27 protein-coding genes are annotated in these 26,636 nt (G+C 68.1%); 12 read left to right on the forward strand and 15 right to left on the reverse strand.

The features are described from left to right. Window positions 1-24: 24 nt before the first annotated feature. Window positions 25-642 (forward strand): PAS domain-containing protein, encoded by a 618-nt coding sequence (locus tag AB6806_RS10055; protein ID WP_370954535.1) that lies wholly within the window; start codon window positions 25-27, stop codon window positions 640-642. A gap of 110 nt (window positions 643-752) precedes the next feature. Here AB6806_RS10055 and AB6806_RS10060 read toward each other — a convergent pair whose 3' ends face one another. Next, window positions 753-1,661, reverse strand: a complete 909-nt coding sequence (locus AB6806_RS10060; protein WP_370954536.1) for a DMT family transporter — start codon at window positions 1,659-1,661, stop codon at window positions 753-755. A gap of 113 nt (window positions 1,662-1,774) precedes the next feature. On the opposite strand from AB6806_RS10060, the gene AB6806_RS10065 reads away from it, so the two are divergent. Beyond that, window positions 1,775-2,656: a type 1 glutamine amidotransferase gene (locus AB6806_RS10065; protein ID WP_038363893.1), complete on the forward strand. Its 882-nt coding sequence runs from the start codon at window positions 1,775-1,777 to the stop codon at window positions 2,654-2,656. Between the two features lie 6 nt (window positions 2,657-2,662). On the opposite strand, the gene AB6806_RS10070 is transcribed toward AB6806_RS10065, so the two are convergent. Then, window positions 2,663-3,040, reverse strand: coding sequence for a YkvA family protein (locus tag AB6806_RS10070; protein WP_142022004.1), 378 nt, complete (start codon window positions 3,038-3,040; stop codon window positions 2,663-2,665). Between the two features lie 73 nt (window positions 3,041-3,113). Here AB6806_RS10070 and AB6806_RS10075 point away from each other — a divergent pair, with 73 nt between their 5' ends. The 4 genes from AB6806_RS10075 to AB6806_RS10090 all read left to right on the forward strand — a co-directional run bounded on the left by AB6806_RS10075 (window position 3,114) and on the right by AB6806_RS10090 (window position 7,174). Further along, window positions 3,114-4,025 carry an aminoglycoside phosphotransferase family protein gene (locus AB6806_RS10075; RefSeq protein ID WP_370954657.1) on the forward strand — a complete coding sequence of 304 codons (912 nt, stop codon included), beginning with the start codon at window positions 3,114-3,116 and terminating at the stop codon, window positions 4,023-4,025. A 167-nt stretch (window positions 4,026-4,192) separates the two neighbouring features. Beyond that, the gene (locus AB6806_RS10080) at window positions 4,193-4,594 is read left to right on the forward strand and encodes a GFA family protein (RefSeq protein ID WP_370954537.1); all 402 of its coding nucleotides are present in this window, start codon (window positions 4,193-4,195) and stop codon (window positions 4,592-4,594) included. Window positions 4,595-4,883: 289 nt separating this feature from the next. Then, on the forward strand, window positions 4,884-6,587 hold the full coding sequence (locus AB6806_RS10085; RefSeq protein ID WP_370954538.1) for a mucoidy inhibitor MuiA family protein: 1,704 nt from the start codon (window positions 4,884-4,886) through the stop codon (window positions 6,585-6,587). Window positions 6,588-6,772: 185 nt separating this feature from the next. Then, window positions 6,773-7,174, forward strand: coding sequence for a PRC-barrel domain-containing protein (locus AB6806_RS10090; protein WP_370954539.1), 402 nt, complete (start codon window positions 6,773-6,775; stop codon window positions 7,172-7,174). Window positions 7,175-7,276: 102 nt separating this feature from the next. On the opposite strand, the gene AB6806_RS10095 is transcribed toward AB6806_RS10090, so the two are convergent. Beyond that, the gene (locus AB6806_RS10095; RefSeq protein ID WP_370954540.1) at window positions 7,277-7,855 is read right to left on the reverse strand and encodes a tyrosine phosphatase family protein; all 579 of its coding nucleotides are present in this window, start codon (window positions 7,853-7,855) and stop codon (window positions 7,277-7,279) included. Window positions 7,856-7,993: 138 nt separating this feature from the next. After that, window positions 7,994-9,205, reverse strand: a complete 1,212-nt coding sequence (locus AB6806_RS10100; protein ID WP_112765252.1) for a M20 aminoacylase family protein — start codon at window positions 9,203-9,205, stop codon at window positions 7,994-7,996. Between the two features lie 467 nt (window positions 9,206-9,672). Here AB6806_RS10100 and AB6806_RS10105 point away from each other — a divergent pair, with 467 nt between their 5' ends. Together AB6806_RS10105 and AB6806_RS10110 are read left to right on the forward strand one after the other, a co-directional pair. Next, window positions 9,673-10,965, forward strand: a complete 1,293-nt coding sequence (locus AB6806_RS10105) for an adenylosuccinate synthase (RefSeq protein WP_370954541.1) — start codon at window positions 9,673-9,675, stop codon at window positions 10,963-10,965. Window positions 10,966-10,996: 31 nt separating this feature from the next. Beyond that, a complete protein-coding gene (locus tag AB6806_RS10110; protein WP_370954542.1) occupies window positions 10,997-12,232 on the forward strand; it encodes a histidine kinase in 1,236 nt (411 codons plus the stop codon). Window positions 12,233-12,291: 59 nt separating this feature from the next. Here the strand turns inward: AB6806_RS10110 and yddG are convergent, their stop codons facing one another. Next, entirely contained in the window at window positions 12,292-13,155 is an 864-nt protein-coding gene (yddG, locus tag AB6806_RS10115; RefSeq protein WP_142022012.1) for an aromatic amino acid exporter YddG, read from the reverse strand. Window positions 13,156-13,337: 182 nt separating this feature from the next. On the opposite strand from yddG, the gene AB6806_RS10120 reads away from it, so the two are divergent. Further along, entirely contained in the window at window positions 13,338-14,540 is a 1,203-nt protein-coding gene (locus AB6806_RS10120; protein ID WP_142022013.1) for an MFS transporter, read from the forward strand. Window positions 14,541-14,610: 70 nt separating this feature from the next. On the opposite strand, the gene arsC is transcribed toward AB6806_RS10120, so the two are convergent. The 6 genes from arsC to AB6806_RS10150 all read right to left on the reverse strand — a co-directional run bounded on the left by arsC (window position 14,611) and on the right by AB6806_RS10150 (window position 18,445). After that, the gene (gene arsC, locus AB6806_RS10125; RefSeq protein ID WP_133564691.1) at window positions 14,611-15,030 is read right to left on the reverse strand and encodes an arsenate reductase (glutaredoxin); all 420 of its coding nucleotides are present in this window, start codon (window positions 15,028-15,030) and stop codon (window positions 14,611-14,613) included. Then, window positions 15,027-15,749, reverse strand: a complete 723-nt coding sequence (locus tag AB6806_RS10130) for an aquaporin (protein ID WP_370954543.1) — start codon at window positions 15,747-15,749, stop codon at window positions 15,027-15,029. The genes arsC and AB6806_RS10130 overlap by 4 nt, the downstream gene beginning before the upstream one ends. Beyond that, on the reverse strand, window positions 15,730-16,089 hold the full coding sequence (locus AB6806_RS10135; protein ID WP_112765246.1) for an ArsR/SmtB family transcription factor: 360 nt from the start codon (window positions 16,087-16,089) through the stop codon (window positions 15,730-15,732). The genes AB6806_RS10130 and AB6806_RS10135 overlap by 20 nt, the downstream gene beginning before the upstream one ends. Window positions 16,090-16,265: 176 nt before the next feature. Further along, window positions 16,266-16,991, reverse strand: a complete 726-nt coding sequence (phbB, locus tag AB6806_RS10140; RefSeq protein ID WP_038363868.1) for a beta-ketoacyl-ACP reductase — start codon at window positions 16,989-16,991, stop codon at window positions 16,266-16,268. 42 nt (window positions 16,992-17,033) lie between these two features. Further along, on the reverse strand, window positions 17,034-17,249 hold the full coding sequence (locus tag AB6806_RS10145) for a DUF1737 domain-containing protein (protein WP_112765245.1): 216 nt from the start codon (window positions 17,247-17,249) through the stop codon (window positions 17,034-17,036). A 17-nt stretch (window positions 17,250-17,266) separates the two neighbouring features. Next, window positions 17,267-18,445 (reverse strand): acetyl-CoA C-acetyltransferase, encoded by a 1,179-nt coding sequence (locus AB6806_RS10150; protein WP_112765244.1) that lies wholly within the window; start codon window positions 18,443-18,445, stop codon window positions 17,267-17,269. A 316-nt stretch (window positions 18,446-18,761) separates the two neighbouring features. On the opposite strand from AB6806_RS10150, the gene phaR reads away from it, so the two are divergent. Beyond that, window positions 18,762-19,370, forward strand: coding sequence for a polyhydroxyalkanoate synthesis repressor PhaR (phaR, locus tag AB6806_RS10155; protein ID WP_370954544.1), 609 nt, complete (start codon window positions 18,762-18,764; stop codon window positions 19,368-19,370). Window positions 19,371-19,412: 42 nt separating this feature from the next. Here phaR and AB6806_RS10160 read toward each other — a convergent pair whose 3' ends face one another. After that, complete coding sequence (locus tag AB6806_RS10160; RefSeq protein WP_370954545.1) at window positions 19,413-21,101, reverse strand: GGDEF domain-containing phosphodiesterase; 1,689 nt, start codon at window positions 21,099-21,101, stop codon at window positions 19,413-19,415. Between the two features lie 211 nt (window positions 21,102-21,312). Between AB6806_RS10160 and AB6806_RS10165 the strand changes: the two genes are divergently transcribed. Beyond that, a complete protein-coding gene (locus AB6806_RS10165) occupies window positions 21,313-21,471 on the forward strand; it encodes a hypothetical protein (RefSeq protein ID WP_162720285.1) in 159 nt (52 codons plus the stop codon). Between the two features lie 171 nt (window positions 21,472-21,642). Here the strand turns inward: AB6806_RS10165 and rpmF are convergent, their stop codons facing one another. Together rpmF and mtgA are read right to left on the reverse strand one after the other, a co-directional pair. After that, window positions 21,643-21,828, reverse strand: coding sequence for a 50S ribosomal protein L32 (rpmF, locus tag AB6806_RS10170; protein ID WP_038363858.1), 186 nt, complete (start codon window positions 21,826-21,828; stop codon window positions 21,643-21,645). Between the two features lie 199 nt (window positions 21,829-22,027). Further along, a complete protein-coding gene (gene mtgA, locus AB6806_RS10175; RefSeq protein ID WP_370954546.1) occupies window positions 22,028-22,738 on the reverse strand; it encodes a monofunctional biosynthetic peptidoglycan transglycosylase in 711 nt (236 codons plus the stop codon). A 72-nt stretch (window positions 22,739-22,810) separates the two neighbouring features. Between mtgA and AB6806_RS10180 the strand changes: the two genes are divergently transcribed. After that, on the forward strand, window positions 22,811-23,758 hold the full coding sequence (locus AB6806_RS10180) for a polyprenyl synthetase family protein (protein WP_370954547.1): 948 nt from the start codon (window positions 22,811-22,813) through the stop codon (window positions 23,756-23,758). A gap of 21 nt (window positions 23,759-23,779) precedes the next feature. Here the strand turns inward: AB6806_RS10180 and AB6806_RS10185 are convergent, their stop codons facing one another. Continuing rightward, window positions 23,780-26,506 (reverse strand): TIGR02302 family protein, encoded by a 2,727-nt coding sequence (locus AB6806_RS10185; RefSeq protein WP_370954548.1) that lies wholly within the window; start codon window positions 26,504-26,506, stop codon window positions 23,780-23,782. Window positions 26,507-26,636 lie beyond the last annotated feature (130 nt).

Consider the following 26,636-nt stretch of genomic DNA (forward strand, 5'->3'; position numbering starts at 1 on the left):
CCGCTGTTTTTGGCGAGCCCGCGCTTGTATCGCCGGAGATTCTCTCTCATTCTCAATAACGAGGGAGAGGCTGACATGTCTGACGCAGTCTTCAAGGGCGGCAGGTCGGAGTTTATGTCGTTTCCGGGCAGTGCCTGCCTCAACGACAATACAATACTCGGCATGTGGTACTGGGATGTAAAACAGGATCGGCTCTACGCCGATGCACGATTCGCCGCGCTGTTTTCTGTCGATCCCGAGGAAGCGATCCGCGGCGCGCCGGTCGATGCCTATGTCAACGGCATCCATTCCGGGGATCGCGAGCGGGTCGCGCGGGAAGTCGCGCACTGCACGAGGGCCGGCATCGATTTCAGCAGCCAATACCGCGTCTCGACGGCCGAGGGCGAGCGGCTCATTGCGGCGTTCGCACGCTGCCACCGCATGGCGGATGGCAGCGCCACGCATTATGTCGGGATCGCGCTCGACATCACGGAGACGGTCGGCACGGAGACGCCGACCGCAAACGTCGCCGACCATGTCATGCAGGCTTACCGCGTCGCGAAGGACGCTGGCGACGAGGAACTCAAAAGCGAGCTGAAGAACCTGCTGGTGCGGATCGGTAGGCGCCTGTCGCGGGAAGCCAGCCCCATGGACGCCCGATGAAAGGCCACGCGGCGGCTTGAGCCTTGTCGAGCGAGGTGGACACCGGCTCGCGTGAAGAAAATCCGATAAAACCAGGAGATGGAGCGTTTTCGCAGAAAGGCGGAAATGCTCTATCGCCCCAGCCGCTCGGCGATGAAGATGCCGCCGAGCACCAGCGCGAGCGCGACCGCATGGTAGAGGCCGAAAGGCTCGCCGATGATCGCCACGGCGAGAATCGGCGCGAAGACCGGCACGAGATTGACGAAGACGCCGGCCCGGCCCGGCCCGATCAGTTCGACCGCCCGCAGGAAGGCGAGCTGCGACAGGAGCGAGGGGCCGATCACGACGAAAGCGAGGATGAGCCAGCCCTTCGGCGTCGGCGCGTAGTACTGGCCGAGCGCGATCTCGGCCGCGAGCAGCGGCAGCGAGATCACGCAGGCGAAGCAGGCGACCGCGGTGAAGAAGACCAGCCCCGGCATCGGAGGCCGATTGCGCACGGCGACCGTGTAGCCCGCGTAGAACACACAGGCGAGGATCATGAACAGGTCTCCTGCCGCGAAGCGCAGGCCGGTCAGGACATGGAAATCGCCCCGGCTCGCCGTGACCGCGACACCGATCAGCGTCACCGCGACGCCGAGCGCCTGCATCAGGCCGATCCGCGTGCGATAGGCCAGGAAGGCGCCGATCAGCACGAAGATCGGGATCGAGCCCTGAAGAATGCCGATATTGATCGCCGAGGTCGAATAGGCAGCGAGATACATCAGCATGTTGAACATGGTGAAACCGCCCATGCCGAGCAGGGCGATGAACCACCAGCGCGCCCGCAGCGCCGGCCAATGGATGCGGAGCTGGTCGCGCAGCAGCCAGGGCAAGACCGCGCAGACCGCGATCCACCGGAACGAGGTCAGCGCCATGGGCGAGATGTTGCCGACGGCGAGCCGGCTCGCCACGGCGTTGCCGGCCCACATCAGCGTCGTCAGGATCATCAGAAGATAGGCATTCGCCCAGGCCCGATGCAGCCATGTCTGGGAGGTGTACACGTTTCGGCCCTGTCGCGAGGAAGGAGCTTTGCATAACCTTGCGCAACCCGCCCCTCCTATGAGATTGCGCGCACACCTGCCCGTCGCCCGATGCATCCCTCGGAACCCTGCCCATGATCCAGACCGGCCACCGTCCCCTCCGCCTGCTCTTCGTCGAAGGCAATACGCGAGAGCATCGCGAGGAGCATGTCGCCGGCTATGGCGCGACCCCGGCCGAGGCCTATGCGGCCGAAATCGCCGCGATCGCCCCCGGCATCGTCTCGGATATCTGCCTGCCGGCGGATGAGGGCGCCAATCTGCCGGATGCCGCAGGGCTGGAATCCTATGACGGCATTTTCCTCACCGGCTCGGCCCTGCACATCTACAAGATCGAGCCGGCCGTGACCCGGCAGATCGAACTGATGCGCGCGATCTATGCCAGCGGCACGCCCAGCTTCGGCTCCTGCTGGGGCATCCAGATGGGCGCGGTCGCGGCCGGCGGCACCGTCACCGCCAATCCGAACGGGCGCGAGGTCGGCTTCGCCCGGCGCATCGCGCCGACCGAGATCGGCCGCGGCCACGCGCTGCTGGCCGGCCGCCCCGCCGCCTTCGACGCCCCGGCGATCCATCTCGACAGCGTCGCCCTGCCGCCGCATGGCACGACGATCCTCGCCTCGAACGCCATCAGCCAGGTCCAGGCCGCCGAGATCAAGCATAATGGCGGCACCTTCTGGGGCGTGCAGTATCACCCCGAATTCCCGCTGAAACAGGTCGCCTCCATCCTCGGCCGCATGGTGCCGCTGCTGATCGAGGAAGGCTTCCGCAAGGACGAGGCCACCGCGAAGGATTGGCTCGCGGACCTCGAGACGCTCGACGCCGACCCCGCCCGCCAGGACCTCGCCTGGGCCCATGGCCTCGACCGCGAGGTGCTGGACGCCGAGCGCCGCGTCACGGAGCTGCGCAATTTCCTCGACCGTCGCGTCAAGCCGCATGCGAGCGAACGCGGCCGGGCGTGAGGCCGGTTAGCGGAACCGCTGGAAAGCCCAGAAGCCGAGAGCGGCCAAGCCCAGCAACCAGATCAGGACGATGATCGCAGCCCCGACGGCGCTGCGCGGTCGGCCCGCGCGCTCATCGGCCTGCCCTCGAAACTCGCTCATGAGCTCGGCCGGGATGAGGCGGACCGCCAGAGCGATCCCGGCGGGCACGATGAGCAGATCGTCCAGATAGCCCAGGACCGGAATGAAATCCGGGATGAGGTCGATCGGACTGAGGGCGTAAGCGGCGACCGCGGCAGCGACGGCTTTCGCGATCAACGGCGTCCGCGGATCGCGCGCGGCAATCCAAAGAGCGACGGCGTCACGCTTGACCCGTCCTGCCCATTGCGTGATCCGTTTCAGCATGGGCGCGGCTTCTCATGAACCGGAGGCGTCCGCAACGGGCGGGAAGCCGAAACCGGTGTTATTGGAAGCGGCGATGCCACACCCGGAGAAGCACCTGCCTGCAACGATCGGCGTTGAGCTGGTTGGTCGCCTGATCAAGGCCCAGTTTCCGCAATACGCGACGCTGGCACTGGAAGCCGTCCAGCCGGGAGGCTGGGACAATCGAACCTTTCGCCTTGGCCAGGAGCTGTCCATTCGCTTGCCGAGCGCAGAACGCTATGTCCCGCAGGTCGAAAAGGAGCACCGCTGGCTGCCGAGGCTGGCTCCGAACTTGCCCCTTCCGATCCCGGTTCCGTTGGCGATGGGCGCGCCAGGCGAAGGTTACCCTTGGCCCTGGTCGATCTATCGATGGCTTCAAGGCGAGCCTGCAACGACCGGCGATATTGCCGACCTGCCTGCTTTGGCCCGATCATTGGGCTCCTTCCTGGCTGCATTGCACCGGATCGATGCCACCGGCGGACCTGCCGCCGGGAACCACAATTTTCATCGTGGCGGGCGCCTTGCCGTCTACGACTCGGAAACGCGGTCCGCTTTGACGGCCCTCACCGGACGGATTGACGCCGCCTCCGCCGCCGAAGTGTGGGAAACGGCGCTCTCGTCGGAATGGAGCGGCCAGCCGCTATGGGTTCACGGCGACATCGCCTCGGGCAATCTGCTCGTCAAGGACGGAGCCCTTTGTGCGGTCATTGATTTCGGAAGCTCGGCTGTAGGCGACCCCGCCTGCGATCTGGTGATGGCCTGGACAGAGTTTTCCGGAGACAGCCGCGCTGCGTTCCGCGCCGAACTCGCGCTTGACGACAACACCTGGAGTCGTGCTCGCGGATGGGCCTTGTGGAAGGCCCTCATCACCCTCGCAAGCGCCGGTCAGGATGCTCGCTCGATTGAAAAAGCCGGGAGGATCGTCACCGAGGTCATCGCGGACCACCGCCGGTCGTCCGGGACGTAGTGCTGATTTCGGACCGAGCGCCGACCTGCCTTGGCACTCCCGCACATCCGCAAACCCTTGCAGAAAACCCCCGCCGTCCGGCACAGTTCGCCGGAACCGTTCCGCACGAAGCACCGTTGCTCTGCTGCCCATGCTGGCGAAACCGGGGACACACGCGCGAGACCACGATGAGACTTTCAGGCGGCTGCAATTGCGGACAGGTCCGCTACGAACTCGACGGCGAGCCGATCCGCGTCGGCATCTGCCATTGCGAAACCTGCCGGAAGGGCTCGGGCGCGGCCTTCTCCTTCTTCGGAATCTGGCCCCGGGCCGGCGCGACGCTCTCCGGCGAGCTCGGCTGCTGGCAAAGCCGCGCGGGCGGCGAGCGCTTCTGCCCGCGATGCGGCTCGCCGCTGTTCTGCTGGGCGGAAGGCTCGGACGAGATCGAGATCAAGCTCGGCACCCTGGACAGCCCGCCGAGCGCGCTCGTGCCCGCCTATGAGCTCTGGACCATCCGCCGGGAGCCATGGCTGGCGCCTCAGCAGGGCACCGAGCAGCACCGGCGCGACCGCGGGGATGCCGGCGCCTGAACCCTTAAAGCAATCGGGCACGCATCCGCTGCGAGAGCAATCGTCGCGTGGCGGGCCCTGACAGGGCGAGCACGGTCGTCCCGGCCTCATGTCATGCCCTTCCCGGTGGGCTGACGCCTTGCCTCCACCGCCGGAAAGCGCTTCGCGCCCGGCCGACGCTCCTGCGAATGGAGGACGAGGCCATGGCCCAGCGGGCCTATCCGCAGTTAGGCTCGATTTCGCCTTGGGCGCGCCGGATTCGGCACCGTCTATCACGGCCTCGTGACTTTGATTTGGAGGGGGAAACTTCATGAAATACGGCCTCGCCGCCGCCCTCGTGATCGCGCCTGGCCTCGCCAGCGCCGCCGAGACCGAGCTTTCGAGCCGCATCGACCGCGTCACGGTCTATCCCGACGGCGCCATCGTCACCCGCCTGGGCAAGGCCGACCTGCTGCAGGGTGCCTCGCAGATCGTGCTGCGTGGCCTGCCGGCGACGATCGACCCGGCCTCCATCCGCATCGAGGGGAAAGGCGACGGCTCGTTCTCGGTCGGCGCCATCGATGTCCGCGTCACCCCGGGCGAGGCGAAGCCGGTCCTCGACAAGACCGTCGAGGACAAGCTCAAGGCGCTGCGCGACGAGAAGGGCGCGCATGAGGGCCGCATCGCCGCGATCGAAGCCCAGCGTACCACCATCGAACGCTTCGCCCAGACCGGCCCCGACAAGCTCGGCCCGGACGGCAAGGCCCTGCCCGTCGCCGACTGGCCGACAGTGTTCGAGGCGATCGGCACCGCTTTGGTCAAGGTCCAGAACGATCTGCGCGGCGAGCGCGGCAAGCTCGCGGATGTCGAGGCCGAGATCGCCGCGCTCGAAAGCGCCCGCCCGCAAGGCAGCCGCCCCGGCGCGCCGAAGCGCGACGTCGCCATCGCGGTCGAGGCCCCGCAGCCGGTCGCGGCCGAGTTCACGGTCAGCTATCGCGTCAGCGGCGCGCAATGGGTGCCCGCCTACGAGGCGCGATTGACGACCACGACGGCGAAGCCGGAACTGGCGCTGACCCGCCGCGCCGAGATCCGCCAGCGCACCGGCGAGGACTGGGGCGACGTCGCGCTGACCCTGTCGACGACGCGCTCGGCCGGCGGCACCGGCGCGCCCGATCTCCAGCCGATGCAGATCGCGTTCTTCGAGCCGCCGGCGATCTATGAAAGCCGTTTGCGCAAGGTTGCGCCTGCGCCGATGGCCGCCGCCCGCGCCAAGGCGGAGGCCGAGGCTCTGGCCGAGCAGGCAGAGGCAAAGGCCGCGTCGCAACGCGCCGCAGCGCCGCCCAGGCCGGCGGAAGTCCAGACCGCCCGGATCGAAGCCGGCCCTTATCAGGCGAGCTTCCAGGTGCCCGGCCGCGCCACCATTCCGCAGGACGGCACGGTGAAGACGGTCGTGCTCACGCAGCGCAAGGCCGAGCCGACGCTGTCGGCCCGCAGCGTGCCGGAGCTGGAACAGAAGGCCTTCCTCGAAGCTGCCTTCAATCATGACGAGGAAGCCCCGCTCCTGCCGGGCAAGGTCGCGCTGCATCGCGACGGCACTTATGTCGGCACGGGCCGGATCGGGCTCGTCGCGCCGGGGGACGAGGTCGCGCTCGGCTTCGGCGCCGACGACCGGATCAAGGTCAGTTTCGCCCCGGTGAAGCGCCGCGAGAATGAGCCGCGCTGGCTCAACCAGACCCGCACCGACCAGCGCGAGTTCCGCACGGTGGTGAAGAGCCTGCATGCTCAAGCCGTCAAGGTCACGGTGCTGCAGCGCACCCCCTATTCCGAGAACAGCGCGATCACGGTCGAGACGATCGCGGCCCAGAGCACGCCACCGACCGAGAAGCAGGTCGGCGACAAGCGCGGCGTCTCCTCCTGGACCTTCGATCTCGCACCGGGCGGCGAGAAGGAACTCCGGCTCGCCTACCGCATCAAATCGCCGGGCGACCGCGAGCTCTCCTATGACGAGCAGCCGCTGCCGCAGGCGACGGATTGAGGCCAGAGGCCTGCGCCACCGGCCCCGGAGCGCCTCGCTCCGGGGCGTGAAGGCACCTTGCATCGGCAACCGGAGGCCGATCGCGCAAATGATCTGAAATAAAAGAATGCCCGAATCAGGAACCCATGGCGAGAGGCGGCGTTGTCTCTATCACCTGGGGAATTCATGGTTTGGAGTTTACTTTCATGCGCAATGTCGCCATCGCCATCATTTCTGCAACTGTTCTTTCGACCAGCGCCTATGCGCAAACGGCTACCAGCACGACGGCGGTGAAGGAAGTCTATATCGCCGCCAAGCCGACCGACGTACTGAGCAGCAACCTGATCGGCCTCAATGTCCAGAACTCCGCCAAGGACAAGATCGGCGAGATCAAGGACATCGTCATGTCGAATGGCCAGGTCGCCGGCTACATCGTTTCCGCGGGCGGCTTCCTCGGCATGGGCGAGCACTATGTGATCGTCTCGCCGGCCGCCGTGAAGGTGAACTATTCCGAGAACGACAAGAAGTGGTCGGCCACGATGGAGACCACGAAGGACGCTCTCAAGGCCGCGCCGCAGTTCAAATATGAAGGCCGCTGGGCAAAGTAAGTCCTTGCCGTAAGTCGACGACGGCCCTGCTTCGGCGGGGCCGTTTTCATGTTAGCGGCCCTCTCGGGTCGATAGGCCCGGACGCGCCGCCTCGTCGGCGAGCTAAACCGCCATTTCCAGCTCGCGCTTGCGGCCGAGATCGTTCATCCAGGTCCAGAATTTCGGCTGCGCCGCGATCTGATGCGCATAATGCCGGCCCAGCGCCTCGGTCAGTCGGCCATGGCGGCCGAGTTGCTCGTCGGCGAAACCGACCATCACCGAATTCGGCCAGGCCTGCGGCCGGATCTCGCGCAGACGAGCGAACAGCGCGTCCTCGCCCTCATGCGGATCGGCCTGCGCCATCAAGGTCAGCATCGCCGCCGTCGAGCGCGAGATGCCCATATGGCAATGCACCAGCAGATGGCCGGCCTTCCGGCCCACCGCCGAGGCGCGCAAGCCCTCGCCGAAGCCGAGGATCTCCGCGACATGCCCCGGCGCCGGCATGATCCTGTCCGGGGCCGGTTCGATGATGTCGTGGAAGCGCAGCGTCACCCGCTCATGCATGCCATAGGCGCCGAAGGCCTCGATTTCGGCCCGGTCGGGATCGAGCACCGAGAGCACATGCGTGACCTCGCGGGCGCTGTTGCCCGGCAGTTCCTCGATGCCGCAGATGGTCAGGGTCGAGATGGCGAGGGTTTTCATGGCATCATTCCGCATACCGTCATGGTCGGGCTCGTCCCGACCATCCACGTCTTTAGCCCGCATCGCTCACCAAGGGGAGCCAAAGACGTGGATGCCCGCCACAAGGACGGGCATGACAGTTCCCGTGCAGGCGCTCCGTTACTCCGCCGCGACGGCCCGCAGGCCCTGGCCGAGCTCCTGATCGACGAGGCCGACCCAGTAGCGCACGCCGGCCGGGATGATCGCGTCGTTGAAGTCGTAGAGCGGCGTGTGCAGGCCGACGAAGGAACCGTCCGGATTGACGCCGTTGCCGATGCGCATGAAGGCACCGGGCCGCACCAGCATCATCTCGGCGAAGTCCTCGCCGCCCGTGCCGGGGCGGAGCTGGCCGTTGACATGCTCAGCGCCGGCGGCCTGCGTCGCCGCGGCGACCGCAACGCGAACCTGCTCGGCCTCGTTCACCAGCGGGCTGGTGCCGCGGTGATAATACGGCTCCGCCTGGCAGCCCCAGGCCTGCGCCGTGGCCAGAGCAAGCTCGGCGATGCGCCGCTCCACCGTATCGCGCACCTCCTGCGAATAGGTGCGGGCCGTGCCGCCGATGACGAGCTCGGAGGGGATCACGTTCGAGGCGTTGACGTCGCCGCCATGGATGTAACCGACGCTGATCACGGCGGTGTCCAGCGGGGCGACGTTGCGGCCGACGATGCCCTGCAGGCCGAGCACGAAATGCGCCTGCGCATAGGTGATGTCGGTCGAGCGATGCGGCTGCGAGCCGCCATGGCCGCCGAGGCCGCGGAAGGTCACCTTCCAGCTATCCGCCGCCGCCAGGAACGGGCCGACGGTGGTGCCGAAGCTGCCGGTCGGCATGCCCGGCGTGTTGTGCAGCCCGTAGATCGCGTCGCAGGGGAAGCGGTCGAAGAGACCGTCGGCCAGCATGGCGTTGGCGCCGCCGCGGCCTTCCTCGGCCGGCTGGAAGATCAGGTTGACGGTGCCGGCGAAATCCCGGTTCTCGGCGAGATAGCGCGCGGCCGCGAGCAGCATGGTGGTGTGGCCGTCATGGCCGCAGGCATGCATCCGGCCGGGATTCTTCGAGGAATAGGGAAGGTTCGTCGTCTCCTCCAGCGCCAAGCAATCCATATCGGCGCGCAGGCCGATGGCGCGCTCGCCCGGCTGCTTGCCTCGGATGACCCCGACGACGCCGGTCTGGCCGACCTTCTCGGTGACCTCGATGCCCCATTCGCGCAAGCTGTCGGCGACGAGCTTGGCGGTGCGCTGCTCTTCCAGGCCGAGTTCGGGATGGGCGTGGATGTCGCGGCGGATCGCCGTGAACGCGGCATGGTGCTGGCCGAGCCAGTCGTCGAGCTTGGTCATATTGCTGTTCTTCCCCTTCTGCGGCCCGCGCCGGCAAGCACGATTCCTGCCACGCGCCGACGATGCCCCTTAGCCCTTACGCGCGATTGCGGCAGCATTACTGCGCAGATCCTGCAGATCCGCCATGCTCCGGCTGTTTACCCATGGATCCGCCTCCCATTTTGCACCTGTCCGGGCCGCTCAAGCCCTCATCCTGAGGGGCGGCGTCAACGGCGTCTCGAAGGAGGCTCCAGATCGCTCCGGAGCCTCCCGGACCATCCTTCGAGACGCCATTCCCATGGCAATGGCTCCTCAGGATGAGGGCTGGGGGGCCTCAAACAGACCTACGCAAAACTTGACCTTCGCGCCGCATTGGCCCATGAGGGCTTGCAAGGACCTGCCCCGAAACCCCGGCCTTGCGCCGGGGTTTTGCATTTGCGCGGGCCGCTTGCGTGAGGCAACGCGGAACAAGCAGGGACACCTCGCTCATGGCGAATGTTGTGGTGGTCGGCGCCCAGTGGGGCGACGAGGGCAAGGGCAAGATCGTCGACTGGCTCTCCAGCCAGGCCGATGTCGTCGTCAGGTTCCAGGGCGGCCATAATGCCGGCCATACGCTCGTCATCGACGGCGTCGTCTACAAGCTCTCGCTTCTGCCTTCGGGCATCGTGCGCCCCGGCAAGCTCTCGGTCATCGGCAACGGCGTCGTCGTCGATCCCTGGCACCTCGTCGAGGAGATCGGCAAGCTGCGCGCGCAAGGCGTCGCGATCACGCCGGACAATCTCCGCATCGCCGACAACGCCACGCTGATCCTGCCGCTGCATCGCGAGCTCGACCATTTCCGCGAGACCTCGAATGCCGGCATGAAGATCGGCACGACCAAGCGCGGCATCGGCCCGGCCTATGAGGACAAGGTCGGCCGCCGCGCCATCCGCGTCATCGATCTCAAGGACGAGGCCCTGCTCGAAGCCAAGATCGAGCGCCTGCTCGCCCATCACAACGCGCTGCGCCGCGGTCTCGGCATCGCCGAGGTCGACGGCCGCGAACTGCTCGGCCAGCTCAAGGCGATCGCGCCAGAAATCCTGCCCTATGCCGACACCGTCTGGGCGCTGCTCGATGCGCAGCGCCGCGCCGGCAAGCGCATCCTGTTCGAGGGCGCGCAGGGCGCGCTGCTCGACGTCGACCACGGCACCTACCCCTTCGTCACCTCCTCGAACATCGTCGCCGGCCAGGCCGCGACCGGCTCGGGGATGGGCCCCTCCGCCGTCGGCTATGTGCTGGGCATCGCCAAGGCCTACACCACCCGCGTCGGCGAAGGCCCCTTCCCGACCGAGCTCTTCGACGAGATCGGCGAATTGATCGGCCAGAAGGGCAAGGAATTCGGCGTCGTCACCGGCCGCAAACGCCGCTGCGGCTGGTTCGACGCCTGCCTCGTGCGCCAGACGGTCAAGACCTCCGGCATCGACGGTATCGCGCTGACCAAGCTCGACATCCTCGACGGCTTCAAGGAGATCAAGGTCTGCGTCGGCTACAAGCTCGACGGCCAGATCATCGAGCATCTGCCCGCCGGCCAGAGCGACCAGGCCCGCGTCGAGCCGGTCTATGAGACGATCGAAGGCTGGGAAGGCTCGACCGCCAACGCCCGCTCCTGGGCCGATCTGCCGGCCCAGGCGATCAAATATGTCCGCCGCATCGAGGAACTGATCGGCGCCACCGTCGCCGTGCTGTCGACCAGCCCGGAACGCGACGACACCATCCTCGTTCATAATCCGTTCGAGGGTTGACGCGGCTCGTCATCAGCGACAAGTGAGGCCAATGGCCGATTTCTACCCGATCCTGGCACGCGCCGTCGCCGGGCTGCCCGACAACTCACCCGAGGCGCGCCGCGCCATCTTCGACCGGGCGCGGGCAGCCCTCGTCGCGCAGTTGCGCGGTCTCGATCCGCCGCTGAGCGAGGCCGAGATCATGCGCGAGCGCCTGACGCTCGACGAGGCCGTCGCCCGGATCGAGGCCGAATACAGCGAGGCGCCGCTGCCGCCCGCTCGCGGCCCGGTGATTCGCCCCCAGGAGCCGGCGGCGAAGCCTCCGCGCCCGCCCGAGCCGAAGCAGCAGCCCGAATTCGCCCCCCTGCCGCCCGCCGAGGGCCAGGAATTCGGCGAGCCCCTGCCCGAGCCGGCCGAGAGCCAGCCGGCCCGCCCGCGCATCATGCCGCCGCGCGAGTCCCGGGTGAAGCCCGGCCACATCCGCACCGGCGTGGTCGGCGTGGTCGTCGCCGTCGCGGTGGCCGCCATCGCCGGCACCGCGATCTATGTCCACAAGCTCAAGCCGCAGGACGCGACGCATCCCGGCGCGGAAACCGCGGCCCGGCAGCAGCCGGCCCAGCCGGAAAATGCCGGCAAGATCGGCGACCGCGTCGGCGACGCCAATGCGCCGGCGCAGGGCCGCCCCAACAATGCGGGCGGCAACAACGCGGCCGGCACGCCGGTGCAGCAGCCGGGCGGCGAGATCGCCGTCGCCCAGCGCGCCATCCTCTATGTCGAGAACCCGGACAACCCCCAGCAGCCGCGCACCGTCAATGGCCGCGTCTTCTGGCGGCTCGACAGCGAGAGCGCTGGCCAGGGCCGGCCCGTCGAAACCATCGTGCGCGCCACCATCGAAATCCCGGAAGCGGGCGTCAATCTCGATTTCACCATCCGGCGCAACACCGATTCGGCCTTCCCCGCCTCGCACATCGTCGGCATGCGCTTCACCGCCACCGGCGACCCGGCGACGCAGGGGATCAAGGAAGTCGGCGTACCGCAGTTCAAGACCGCGGAAGGCGAGCGCGGCGCGCCGCTCTCGGCGATCAACTCGGCGCTCGGCGACAATCTCTTCGTCGCGGCCCTGTCCAATGTTCCGGTCGAGGTCGAACGCAACACCGATCTCATCCTGAACCGGAGCTGGATCGACCTGCCCGTGCTGTTCACCTCCGGTCGCCGCGGCATCATCACTTTCGAGAAGGGCGTCTCGGGCGCCCAGACGCTGGGCGACGCCTTCGGCCGCTGGCAGTAGCCCCTTCCTTCCGGCTCCGGAGACGCCCGGTCTCCACAAGGAGAGAGGCACCCGCGCCTCTATTTCCGGGACGGCCGCCCGGCCCCGCTCGCCACCAGCGCGCCGATGACGATGAGCGCGCAGGAGGCCGCCAGCAGCCAGCTCGCCTGCGCATAGCCGAACAGCACCAGCACCAGCGTCGAGAGCACCGGGGCGGCGTAGGAGGCGACGCCGAGCAGCGCGACATCGCCCTGCTTCATGCCGATGTCCCAGACGACGAAGGCGAGCCCGATCGAGCCGAGCCCGAGGCCGAGAACACCGGCCCACTCCACCCCCGTGAGCGACCACAGCGTCGTCTCGAAGGCGGAATGGCAGAGGAGAGCCGGCACGGCGCAACCCAGCATGGTGACGCAGAGGCTTTCCGACGGCACGTCGGCGAAGCGGCGCGAGACCACCGAATAGCTCGCCCAGACGAAGGCGCCGAGCGCGGCCAGCACATGGCCGAAAGCGAGCCCGCCGCCGCTGCCGAGGCCGCCGGAAACGAGGAGCCCGGTCGCGACGAGCCCGATGAAGGCGCCGACGAGATGGCGAGTCTTCAGCCCGCCGCCGGGCAGGAGCGCGGCGAAGAGCACGATCAGCAGCGGCCAGAGATAATGGATCAGGTTCGCTTCCGCCGGCGGCGCCGTCTTCACCGCGGCATAGTAGAGCGCGCTGTCGCCGAACGGACCGTAGAGGCCCAGTGCGAAGGAGGCCGGCGTCGGCCTGATCCGGCTGAGCTCGCCGCGCAGCGCCGTGATGGCGAGGATCAGCAGGCCGCCGATGACGAAGGTCATGGCGACGAGCTGGAACGGAGGCACCCGCCCCGACATCGCGGTGAACAGCGCGAGCGTCGACCAGAGCAGGATGGCGCAGAAGCCGATGAGAGTGGCGGTGCGGGAGGTCATGACGAAAAGCCGGGCTCGAAACAGGGCGGCGATAGCAGGTTTCGCCGGGCTTGCCGATGGGCCGGCGCCAGTTTGTCCGGCAGCCCCCGGCATCATGCTGCATTGCACCTCAGCACGGCAGCCATGGGCGCCATGTTCCGGAAACCGTTGACCGCGACGCCGGCTCGCATCATGCCTCATTCATGACCACGATCCCGATAGAAGGCGTCGTCCGCCGCCCGTTGATGCCGGTTCTGGCGGCGCTCAGCGTCGCCCATCTGCTGAACGACCTTGTCCAGTCGATGATCCCGGCGCTGTATCCTCTGATCAAGGATGCCTATCGGCTCGACTTCATGCAGATCGGCTTCATCACGCTCGCCTTCCAGGTGACGTCGTCGCTGCTGCAGCCGCTGCTCGGCTATGTCACCGACCGCAGGCCCTGGCCCTATGCGATGGTCGCCGGAATGTGCTCGACGCTGACCGGGCTGCTGCTGCTCTCCTTCGCCCACAGCTATGCCGTCGTGCTGCTGGCGGCCGGGCTGATCGGCCTCGGCTCGGCGGTGTTCCACCCGGAAGCGACGCGCATGGCGCGTCACGCCGCCGCGGGGCGGCAGGGGCTGGCGCAGGGCGTGTTCCAGGTCGGCGGCCATGTCGGTTACGCCATCGGCCCGCTGCTGGCGGCGATGGTGGTGGTGCCGCGCGGGCAGGAGAGCCTGTCCTGGTTCTCGCTGGTCGTGCTGCTGGCGATGGGGCTGATGGGCTGGATCGGCGCGCGCTATGCGGCGATGCGGCGCGAGCAGACATCGTCCAAGGAGCATGTCGAGGAGACCGCGAGCCACGGCCTGCCGCGCGGGCGCATCATCCTGGCCATGACCGTACTGGTCGTGCTGCTGATCTCGAAGAACGGCTACACGGCCGCCTTCACCTCCTACTACACCTTCTACCTGATCACGCGCTTCGGCGTGGAGGTGCAGCTCTCGCAGATCATGCTGTTCCTCTATCTCGTGGTCGGCGCCATCGGCGTCATCCTCGGCGGCATGATCGGCGACCGGATCGGCCGCGACCGGGTGATCTGGCTGTCGATCCTGGGTTCGCTGCCCTTCGCGCTCGCGCTGCCCTACGCGGATTTGTTCTGGACGGGCGTGCTCAGCATCGTCGTCAGCTTCATCATGGCGAGCGCCTTCTCGGCGATCCTGATCTACGCCATCGATCTGGTACCGCACCGCATCGGCCTCGTCGGCGGTCTGTTCTACGGCCTGTCCTTCGGGCTCGGCGGCGTCGCCGCGGCGGCGCTCGGCGCGCTCGCCGACCAGGTCGGCATCATCCAGGTCTTCAAGCTCTGCGCCTGGCTGCCGGCACTGGGGCTCCTGACCTTCCTGCTGCCGAGGGGAGCGCGGAAGGCCTGAACGTCCATCGGAAGCGCTCCGGCATGGATTCCCGGTCAGGCCCGGGATGACTGCGTGGCTCCATCGTACTCTAGATCGCCGCCAAGCGGACGACCTCGCCGTCTTCCTTTGTGAACGAGTCGGGGCGGCGTTCCAGAAGCTCGAGCACGACTTCGGAAGGGCGCGCCAGCTTCACGCCCTTCGGCGTAACGACGATCGGGCGGTTCACCAGGATGGGCAGGGCGACCATCGCGTCCAGAATCCGATCCTCGGAGATTCCCGGATCGAGCAGGCCGAGCTCGGCAGCCGGCGTGCCTTTCTCGCGCAGGATGTCGCGCGGCGGTGCCGCCATCGCGTCGAGCAATTGCCGGAGCTGCGCCAGAGTCCAACCCGTGTCGAGATAATGGACAACCGTCGGTTCGTAGCCGGCGGCGCGGATCATCGCGAGCGCATTGCGCGAGGTGCCGCAGGCGGGATTGTGGAAGATGGTGATCGGAAAGCCGGCAGTCATGGCGCCGCATTCTCCTGAAGAAGCCAGTGGAAGACCATCGAGGCTGCCGCGGCACCCGCCAGCTGCACCGCAAGGAAAACCGGCACGGAGCCAGGAGCGATCCCCGCGAAGCTGTCGGACAGGCTGCGCGCCAGCGTGACGGCGGGGTTGGCGAAAGAGGTCGAGGCCGTGAACCAGTAAGCCGACACGATGTAGAAGCCGACGATCGACGGCACGGCCTGCGGCCTCAAGCGCGCTGCCCCGCAAATGGCGGCGATGAGGCCGAAAGTGGCCACGAATTCCGACAAGGCCTGGCCCGGACCGTCGCGCAGCTTGCCCGAAACCTGCAGAAGCGGCTCGGCAAACATGGCATGGGCGAGCCAGACGCCGAGAACGGCGCCGATGAGCTGCGTTGCGACATAGGCGCAAGCCACCCTCCGGGGCAGTTCGCGCCGAAGCGTCGCGACCAGGGTGACGGCCGGGTTGAAATGCGCGCCCGACACCGGGCCGAAGATGGTGATGAGCACGACCAGCCCTGCCCCGGTCGCCAGCGTATTGCCCATAAGCGCGATCGCGATGTTTCCGCCGGCCAGCCTTTCGCCCATGATGCCGGAGCCAATGACGATGGCGAGCAGGGCCATCGTTCCCAGCCCCTCCGCTGCCAGGCGGCGCGCCAGCGTCGCCTCCGCAAGGGGTCTGACCGCCGCGTGCATGGCGAAGTTACGCTGAGGCGGTGTCATGGGCGCAGCAAGCCGCTTGCGCGAATTTCTCGGCGAGCGGCCGGCAGATCTCGGGGGATCCGCCGCAGCAATCGTCGAGGAGATAACCGAGCAGCCGCGTCATCTCGTCATACCCGGCGGTATAGACGATCGAGCGGCCCTCCCGCCGCGCCGCGATCAGGCCGGCATGGCTGAGCACGGTCAGATTGGCTGAAAGGCTGCTGGGAGGTACGCCGAGGCGGCGCGCGATCTCGCCCGCGGCAATGCCGTCGGGGCCTGTCTGGACGAGCATGCGGAAGACCGCCAGGCGACCTTCATGAGCGAGCGCGGAAAGGCGCGTGACGGCATCTGTAATTTCCATAATTCCACGATATAGGAAATATGGAAATATACAAGTACGGAAGCGCAGCTTCTGCGGGCGGCCTCAGGCCTGGGAGCGCCCCGGGCATCTCTTGGCGGAAGAGCTCCCCCTCCGGTGCGAGATTCTCGGGTCACCGCCTTGCGGCGCCCGAGAACGACGGCGGATTGCCGGGCGGCTCACGCCATGTACTGGCCGCCATTGGCCGAGAGGGTCGAGCCGGTGATGAAGCCCGCATCCGGGCCGGCGAGGAACACGACCGCCCGGGCGATCTCCTCGGGCTCGCCGAGTCGCCCGACCGGGATATGCGGCAGGATCGACTTCTCAATCACGGCGGGATCGATCGCCTTGACCATTTCGGTGGCGATGTAGCCGGGGCAGATCGCGTTCACGGTGATGCCGGCGCGTGCGCCCTCCTGCGCCAGCGCCTTGACGAAGCCGATATCGCCGGCCTTGGCGGCGGAGTAGTTCACCTGACCCATCTGGCCCTTCTGGCCGTTGATGGAGGAGATGCAGATGACGCGACCGAATTTGCGGGCGCGCATGCCTTCCCAGACCGGGCGGGTCATGTTGAAGAGCGAGTTTAGGTTGGTGTTGATCACCGCGTCCCACTGATCCCTGGTCATCTTGTGGAACATGCCGTCGCGGGTGATGCCGGCATTGTTGACGAGGACGTCGACAGGCCCGAGCTCAGCCTCGACCTTGGCGATGCCGGCGACGCAGGACTCATAGTCGCCGACGTCCCATTTATAGACGGAAACGCCGGTCTCGGCCTTGAACTTGGCGGCCGCCTCGTCATTGCCGGCATAGCTGGCCGCGACCTTGTATCCGGCCTCTTTCAAGGCCTTGCAGATCGCCGCGCCGATCCCGCGCGTGCCCCCCGTCACCAGCGCCACCTTCGTCATAGCCATTCTCCCTCTTGTGAAGTCTTGCGCGGCTTGCCGCCGCTATTGTTCGGATAGCTTCAACGCGGGCGTGTAGGGCACGTCCACGTCCTTGGTGATGGCCTGTCCGCAGATGACGCGGCCTTGCGCGGCGTCGAAGGTGAGCGTCGGCTGGCCGTAGAGCGACCAGCCCTGGCTCAAGGCTTCGGTGACCCGATGACAGAACGCAGCGTCATCGGGCCCGGTGAGATAGCGGTAGAGCGTCGTGCGCTTCGCCATGAGCAGAGGCGCTTGTCTCAGCGCTCCACGGCCAAGGCGACGCCCATGCCGCCGCCGATGCAGAGCGTGGCGAGGCCCTTCTTGGCGTCGCGCTTGGCCATCTCGTGCAACAGCGTCACCAGCACGCGGGCGCCCGACGCGCCGATCGGGTGGCCGATCGCGATGGCGCCGCCATTGACGTTGACGATGTCAGGGTTCCAGCCGAGATCCTTGTTGACCGCGAGCGCCTGCGCGGCGAAGGCCTCGTTGGCCTCGACGAGATCGAGATCGGCGACCTTCCAGCCGGCCTTTTCCAGCGCCTTGCGGGTCGAGGGGATCGGGCCCGTGCCCATGATCGCCGGATCGACGCCGGCCGTCGCCCAGGAGGCGATGCGGGCGAGCGGGGTGAGGCCGCGGCGGGCCGCTTCCTTGGCCGTCATGATGACGAGGGCGGCGGCGCCGTCATTGAGGCCCGAGGCGTTGCCGGCGGTCACCGTGCCGTCCTTGGAGAAGGCGGGCTTGAGCTTGGCCATGGCTTCCAGCGTCGCGCCGTGGCGGGGATACTCGTCGCTGTCGACGACCACGTCGCCCTTGCGGGTCGAGATGGTGAAGGGAACGATCTCGTCCTTGAACCGGCCAGCCTTCTGGGCAGCCTCGGCCTTGTTCTGCGAACCCACGGCGAAGCGGTCCTGCTCCTCGCGGCTGATCTGGTACTTGGTCGCGACGTTCTCGGCCGTGGTGCCCATATGGTAGCCGTGGAAGGCGTCCCAGAGCCCGTCCTTGATCATGGTGTCGATGAATTTGGTGTCGCCCATCTTGGTGCCCGCGCGCAGATGCGAGGCATGCGGCGCCAGCGACATCGATTCCATGCCGCCGGCAACGATGATGTCGGCATCGCCATTGGCGATCTGCTGCAGGCCGATGGCGACCGTGCGCAGGCCCGAGCCGCAGAGCTGGTTGAGGCCCCAGGCGGTCTTCTCCTGCGGGATGCCGGCGGCCATCGCGGCCTGGCGGGCGGGGTTCTGGCCCTGGCCGGCGGCGAGCACCTGGCCCAGCACGACCTCGTCGACCTCGGCCGCCTCGACCTTGGCGCGCTTCAGCGCTTCCTTGATCGCGGCGGCGCCAAGATCATGGGCGGGAGTGTTGGCAAAAGCGCCGTTGAAGGCGCCTACCGCCGTGCGCGCTGCGCCGACGATCACGATGTCCGTATCTGCCATGGGGGAATTCCTTGCTGCTATTCTGATGTTGACCTGCCGCGCCGCTCCCGCCGGCGCAACCTTCGCCCACCTTCGAAGGCCGCCGTGACGCCGTCAAGTCAGCCCTACTGCCATATCCGGCGTTTGGCAGGGCCTCCCGGCTGTGGAGCGCGCGGTCGCGGCGGAGACATCGCCTCAATTCCGACCGGTTTTTGCGCCGCACGCTCAAAAAGCTTGCGGCGCAGCACCGAGAGGCTATCGTCACCGCAGGGAGAACGTTCCGCCAAACGGCGCCGGCACCGCCGGCACGGGGCGGATCAACGTCTAGCAGGACATGATGGCCAGCGAAAAAGAACCGACCGTCATCAAGAAATACGCCAATCGGCGCCTCTACCATACGGGTACGAGTTCCTACGTCACCTTGGAGGATCTGGCCGGGCTGGTGCGCGGCGGCGAGGATTTCGTCGTCTACGATGCCAAGTCGGGAGAGGACATCACCCGCTCGGTGCTGGCGCAGATCATCTTCGACGAGGAAGCCAAGGACGGTCAGAACCTGCTGCCGATCGCGTTCCTGCGTCAACTGATCCGCTTCTACGGCGACAGCATGCAGGCGCTGGTGCCGCGCTATCTCGAATTCTCGATGGAGAATTTCGCCCAGGAGCAGAGCAAATTCCGCGAGCAGATGAGCAAGGCTTTCGGCAGCCCGGCCTTCGGCGGCACCGCCTTCGGAGCGCCCGCGCTCGACGCCATCCAGGCGCAGACCCGCGCGAACATGCAGATCTTCACCGAGGCCTTCCGGATGTTCAATCCCTTCACCGCCGCGGCGGCCGCGAAGGCGAAGCAGGACGCCGCGTCGGAGCCGGCCAAGGCCGACGATCTCGGCGATCTCAAGCGCGAGCTCACCGAAATGCGCGAGCGGCTGGACAAGCTTTCCCGCAGCAAGTGAGCCGAAGGCGGCGGGCGTTGCCCGCCGCTGCCCCGGCCTGCATCAGCCGACGGCGCGGCGGCGCTCCGGCTGGACTTCCGTCACGAGCTCGGCGCGACCGACGAGATGGCCCTGCAGATAGGTCACGCCCCAGTCGCGCAACATCGTCGCCTGCAACTCGTCATCGACCCATTCGGCGACGGTCTCGACCTCGAGATGGCGCGCGAGATCGATCAGCGTGCGGACATAGAAGCGGTCGTCGGTCGAGCGGCGCAGATTCTGCGTGAAGGCCCCGTCGATCTTCAGGATGTCGATCGGGAAGGCGCGCAGATGCTTGAGCGAGGTATGCCCCGCGCCGAAATCGTCGAGGGCGATGCGGCAGCCATGCTGCTTGATCCGGGCGAGCAGCTTCGCGATCCGGACCGGGTCCTGGATGGTCGCCGTCTCGGTGATCTCGACGATCAGCCGTGAGGCGAGGCCGCGCGACGAGCCGGCCAGCGTCAGGAAGGCGTCGAGCCATTCGGGATCGCCGAGCGAGACCGGCGAGACGTTGATCGACAGCGTGAGCGCCGGGTCCCCGGCCAGCATCGCGAGTGCCAACTCGAACACACGATGGTCGAACAGCCGCACGAGGCCGCGCCGCTCGAGCAGCGGCACCAGCTCGGCCGAAGCGAAGAACAGGCCGGCCTCGGGCTGCCCGACGCGCAGCAGCGCTTCGTGGAAGGCGACCTCGCGGGTGCGGGCCGAGACGACAGGCTGCAGGGCCAGCCGCACCCGCCGCTCGTTCAGCGCGGTGACGGCCTGGACGTCGAGCCCGCCATGGTCGGCCCTGTCCTGGCGCCGGCGCTGCGGGCGGGCGATGACGGCATCCTCGGAGGCGCCGGCCCGCGCCGCCGCCAGCGCGCCCTCGGCCGCTGCCAGCAATTCGCCGGCATGGCTGCCGAGCTCGGGCGCATGGGCCGCGCCGACGCGCAGCCGCACCAGCGCGATGCCATGGCTGGTCTCGATGGCGGATTCCGCGACCACCTTGATGAAGCGGCGGGCCGCCGAATCGATCTGGTCGCGCGGGCAGCCGGACAGGATGATCGCGAAGCTGTTGCCGGCATAGCGAACGAGATGGTCGCGCTGGCGCGTCACCGAGCGCAGCCGCTCATGCGCCGTGATGACGATCTCGTCGGTCGCCTCATGGCCGAAATCGTCGTTGAGGCGCGCAAGCTCGTCGATCGCCGCGACGAGGACGACCACCGGCCGGTCCTGCGGCAGATGCTCCTGCAGGCTGAGGCCGATCTGCTCGACCAGGGCCGGGCGATCGCAGAGATCGCTGCCGGAAGAGCCGAATTCCTCGCTGCGCACCGCACGGTCGAGCCGCAGCACGCCGCGGGCGCAGGCCGGGCGGCCGTCGCTGCCGGCGAACCAGCGGCCGGTATCCTCGGCCCACATCTTCCGGCCACCGAGATCGATGGCGTAGCGGGTGCGGTAGAGCACGCCCTCGCCCTGGTCCTGCTCGCTCGAGCCGAAGATCGCGTCGTAGCGGCTCGGGCCGCTGCCGGGCTCGACGAGTGCGGCGAAGCCGATGCCCCGCGTCATCGCCCGTTCCGGGAGCGTGCCGAAAACATCCGTGGCATTCGGGCCCAGGCTCAGCGCGTCGCTCTGGATGTCCCAGCTATAGACCACCTCGCCGATCGACGAGAGCAATCCCCTCGGATCAGCCGCATTGTCCTTGCGGAAGCTGAAAAGCGCGGGGGAAGGCATCGCGGGCGGCCTCATCGGACTGTTCGCGCCGCATCGTCCTGGTGCGGCCCCGCCATGTCCGGCTGGTTGGGGAAGTGTTTCGAAATGATGAAGGGTTTTTGCTTAACGCCCCGTTAAGCGTGGCGACCGTCTTGCAACTTCCGCCCCGTCACAGAGTGCCCGTGCCGGAGTGAGACATATGCGTAACGGAGAGAGGCCAGCGCCTGAGGGGTTGAACCTCAGCGCGTCCGCGCTCGTGCTGCTGCAGGCCGCGGCCTTCAAAGCGCGGATCGGGCCCTTCGCGCTCAAGGGCCTGGCGACGTCGCAATCGGCCGTGCTGCTTTATCGCGCCGCGGCGCGGCTGGCGGCGTTGTCGTCGGCGAGGCGCTGAAGGGCTTACAGCCCCGCCCCCGGCATATGCGGATAGGGCAGCCGTTTCGGCGCCGTCATGCTCACAGGTTCCGAGCGCGACTCTCGGCCCGGCAAGACAAAGAAAAAACCGGCCTTTCGGCCGGTTTCATCAGATTCGAGCGAAGGCCGGAGGCGATCCGGCCATTCCGGCTCAGGCGTCGGCCTTGACCTTGAGAACCTGGCGGCCGCGATACATGCCGCTCTTCAGATCGACATGGTGCGGGCGGCGCAGTTCGCCGGAGTTCTTGTCCTCGATATAGGTGGGCTGCTTCAGCGCGTCGGCCGAGCGGCGCATGCCGCGCTTCGACGGCGACGTCTTCTTCTTCGGAACGGCCATTGTACTCTCCATCGTGCCGCCGCTCGGAGCGCCGCTCGCCAAAGCTGCGCCACCGCCACGACGACGGATCAATCTCGTGAGGCGTTGCCCATACACGCTCAGGCGCGCGCTGGCTAGAGCCTCATGTGAAAAAGTGGCTGACTGACCTTTGCCCACAACGATGTCGGGCGCCGGAGCAGGCTTCGTCTTCGCGGAGGAGTTAGCCGGGCAAGGCGCAATTGCCAAGGGAGCCGAGCTGGCCCATGCGGCGCAGAACGCGCCCGGAGGCCGATTGCAGCGCGCGACTCGGCTTGCCCGGATTGCGCAGGATCGGATTCGGCAGGGCCCCGGCAAGACGCGCCGCCTCCACCGGCGTGAGCCGGGCCGCGGATTTGCGGAAATAGTGCTGCGCCGCGGCCTCGGCCCCGAACAGGCCCTCGCCCCATTCCGCGACGTTGAGATAGACCTCGATGACGCGCGGCTTGCCCCAGGCGAGGTCGCTCACCATCGCGAGCGGGATTTCCAGCCCCTTGCGGATGTAGGAGCGCCCCGGCCAGAGGAAGACGTTCTTGGCCGTCTGCATGGTCAGCGTCGATGCGCCGCGGCTCGGCCCGTCCTCGTCTTCCATCACTGCATTGAGCTCGACCCAGTCGACCCCGCGATGGCTGCAGAAGCGCTGGTCCTCGGAGGCGATGACGGCACGGATCAGATTGGGCGAAATCCGCTCCAGCGGCACCCATTCGCGCTCGACCGGCCGCAGCGTCAGCCAGCGGCCGAGCATCAGCGTCGAGGGCACGGGCACGAATCGATAGAGCACCAGAGCAACGACGAGGGCGAGGACGAGCCAGAAGGTCAGCCTCAGGCACCATCCGAAAACCCAAGCCAGGAGACCGCTCCCTGTTTCCCGCCGCTCCACCGACGCGTCCGCCATGGCCCCGCACCTTGACGATGCGGCAAACGTCCGGCAAGGCCCCCGTCCCGGCAGCGAACGCGAGACCCACGCATGAGTTCCGTCCCGTCACAGGCCAGCCACGCCGATCTCGATGCCCGGCTGGCGCAGAATGCCGCGGCGGTCGAGACGCTGCTCGAGAGCCTCCTGTCCGAGACGCCGGCGGCCGGCGAAATCCTGCGTCCACCGCGTCTGGTCGCCGCGATGCGCCACGGCGCGCTCGCGGGCGGCAAGCGGCTGCGGCCGTTCCTGACGGTGGAGACTGCCCGGCTTCTCGGCGTTCCCTCGGCACAGGCGCTGCGGGCCGGCGCCGCGGTCGAACTGCTGCATTGCTATTCGCTTGTTCATGACGACCTGCCGGCGATGGACGACGACGATCTGCGCCGGGGGCGCCCCACCGTCCACAAGGCCTATGACGAGGCAACCGCGATCCTGGCGGGCGATGCCCTGCTGACGCTCGCCTTCGACGTGCTGGCCGATCCGGAGACGCATGAAGCGGGTGAGATCAGGGTGGCGCTGGTGCGCTGCCTCGCCCGCGCCTCCGGGCTTGGCGGCATGGTCGGCGGCCAGATGCTCGACCTCGCCGCGGAGGGCCGCTTCGAGGCCCAGAAGCATGCCTTGACCGAGGCGGAGATCCGGCGCCTGCAGGCGATGAAGACCGGGGCGCTGCTGGCGGCCAGCGTCGAGATCGGCGCGCGGCTGGGCGGCGCCGATGCGGCGGCGCTGACGGCGCTCGACGCCTATGGCCGGGCGCTGGGCGCGACCTTCCAGATCGCCGACGACATTCTCGACGTCGAGGCCGATGCGGCCCAGATGGGCAAGGCGACGGCGAAGGACGAGGACAAGGGCAAGGCGACGCTGATCGGCGTGCTCGGGCTCGACGGCGCCAAGCGCGAGCGCGACCGGCTGAGCGAAGCGGCGGTGAAGGCACTCGACGGCTTCGGCAGCGCGGCTGACGCGCTCAGGGCCGCGGCGCGCTTCGCCGCGCAGCGGAAGAGCTGAGAGGCGCGGGGAGCGGTCCGCTCAGTTCCGCCGGAGCAGCCGCTCCAGATAATCCAGCTCCTCCTGCGGCCGCAGCGGATCGCCGAGGCGCTTGCGCAGCTCCTCCAGGATGCGCCGCGCCCGCTGCGTCGCGCTCTCGTCGGCGCCGGGAACCTTGACCCGGCCATCGGCCCAGTCGCGCTGGCGCTGCGGCCGGCCGAGCGGATCCTCGCTGCCGCGCTGCTGGGCCGAGGGGCGGCCCTGCTGGCGCCCGTCCGGCTCCCCATAGGCCTGGCCCTCGCCGTCGCCCTCGCCGGGCTGGCCCTGCATCTGCTGGGCGAGGTTCTGGCCGCCGCGGCGCAGCGCGTCGAGCGCGCGGCCCTGCGCGTCCAGCGCCCCTTCCCCGTCGCCTTGCCCGAGCTGCCGCTCGGCCTCGCGCATCGCCTCCTCGGCCTCGCCGAGCTCGCCATTCTGCGGCGCGCCCATGCCGCGCATGCGCCGCTGCAGATCCTGCAGCCGCTCGCGCAGGGCCTGCTGGCGCTGGGACAGGCCACCCTGCCCCTGGCCGTTCTGGCCCTGCATGCCCTCGCCGCCTTCGCCGTCCTCGCCCTGGTCGCCCGGTTGCTGGCCGGGCTGCTGACCGCGCTGGCCCTGCTGGCCGCGTTGCCCTTGCTGGCCCTGCTGGCCGCGCTGGCCGGGACGTGCCTGCTGCTGGCCGGGGCGCTGGCCGCGCTGGGTCTGCCCCTGCCCGCGCTGCTGGTTCTGATAGGTCTCGTCGCGCAGGTTCTGCTGATCGCGCGTCATCCGGTCGAGATCGCCCAGCGCCTGGTTCATCTGGTTCTGGCGCGGATCGCCCTGGCCGGGCCGCGCCATCTGCAGATTGTTGAGCATCCGGTTGAGCTCTTCCATCAGCCGCTGCGCCTCGGCCATGTCGCCGCGCCGCGACAATTCCTCGATGCGATCGAGCATGTTCTGCAGGTCGCGCGGCGTCACCGTCCGGAAATTCTCAGGCAGCTGCGCCTGGTTCTGCTGGCCGTTCTGCTGCTGGCGCATCATCTGCTCGGCGAGCTGGCGCATATAGTTGTCCATCGCCCGCCGCATCTCCTCGGTGAGCTTCTTGATCTCCTCCTCGGAGGCGCCACGCTCCAGCGCCTGCTGCAGATTCTCCTGCGCCTGCCGCAGAGCCCGCTCGGCATCGGACATGCCGCCGTCCTCGAGCTGGAGCGCCATCGCCCACATCAGCTCTGAGACCTCGCGCAACTCGTCGTCGCTGCCGGATTTGCGCAGCCGCTCCGTCAGCATGCGCATGCCGAGATAGGTCCCCATCTCCTTCATGAAGAGCCCGGGCTCGATCATCAGCGCATCCATGGCGAGCTGCACTCTGGAGCGGTCATCGACATTCATCACGAGCTTGCGCCGCTGCTCGACCAGCGCCTTGGCCAGCGGATTGGTGAAGGTGCGCTGCGGCAGCACGACCTCGACCGGCTGGCTGCGCCCCTCCTGCCCGGCCTCGTCCTTGGCGATCAGCACCATCCGGACCTTGGCGCCAGCCCAGGGATGCGCCGAGAAATCGACGGTGCCCTTGAGCTCCTCCTCGCCAGTGGCGGAGGAGGGCACGGCGAGGTTCTGCTTCGGCGGGTCGACCAGCGAACGGCCGCCGGCGGCGGCGTCGGGGCGCGAGACATCGACCTCGATCGAGGCGATACCGTAATCGTCCTTGGCCTTGTAGGTGATGCTCAAGCCGCCAGACTGGGCACCGACGACCGGCTTCGGCGTGTCGACGAAGGCGATGGTCGGCGGCAAATCGGGAATGGCGGTGATGCTGAGCGTGGTGCCGGGCGCGCCGCTGCCGGTCAATCTCAGCGTGCCGTTGCCGGCGAGCACATAGCGCTTCTCCAGCACCGCCTGCTGCGGATCGCTGCCTTGCGTCTGCCGGGCCGGCTGGGCGCCCGCCTCGCCGTCTTGGGTCTTGCCGTCTTGGGCCTCGGCCGGCTTGGTCTCGAGCTTTCCGGTGGTGACGACGTCCATATTGGTCTTGCCGGCGATGCGCACGACGATCGTCGACTTCTCCGGCGCGCTGAGACGCGGGCTCGCGAGCTTGGCGAAGTCGATCAGGATCGGCGGCAGGCGGGTATAGGCCGGCGGGTCGATCCAGGCGTCGATGCGGGTCGAGGGCGAGGCGCCCGGCGGCCCCTGCCAGTCGAAGGCGGCGGAGAGGCGCTGCGTCGTCTCGGGCCCGGCGACGAAGAAGGCCGCGATGGCGGCGAGCAGCGGCACCGCGCGCAGCGCCCGCTGGTCGCGAGCCGCCATCAACGGACGCGGCGCCTCGATCCTGAGCGCCGCGACCTGCCGGCTCTGGCGCTCGACATGCAGCTTCCAGAGAGCTTGCGAAACCGGATCGCTGGAGCCGACGGCGAGGCTGTCCTCCAGCGCCGAAGCGGGCCGATGCCCGCCGGCGAAGGAGCGATCGAGCCGGGTCAGCGCGTCGCGATGCGTCGGCAGCACGATGCGGGCGACGTGCCAGAGGCTGGCGAGGAAGGCCCCTGCAAAGGCCAGGACGCCCGCGATCCGCCCATACCAGGGCAGATGGGTCCACAGCCCGAACCAGGACAAGGCGAGAAAGGCGAGGACGACGCCGAGCGGCAACCACAGCCGCGGCCACAGCCGTTCCCAGCCGAGCGAAACCCGCGAGGCCAGCGTGAGGCGGCGCAACCGTTGCCGGATGCCGTCCATCGTGTCGGGCGCCTTGCGGCGCTCTGCCTCGCTCATGCCATCGCTCCGGGCAGCCCCCATTTCCGTCGGTTCATCGCCTTACTGAAGCAGGCTAACACGGGAATGTGGCATTGCCAGTCCCCGGACCGGCCTTTGCACCGCGCTCGACGTTTCGTGAACGGGCACA

It is taken from the genome of Allobosea sp. RCC_152_1, from assembly GCF_041360765.1.
GTDB classification, from domain to species: domain Bacteria; phylum Pseudomonadota; class Alphaproteobacteria; order Rhizobiales; family Beijerinckiaceae; genus Allobosea; species Allobosea spartocytisi.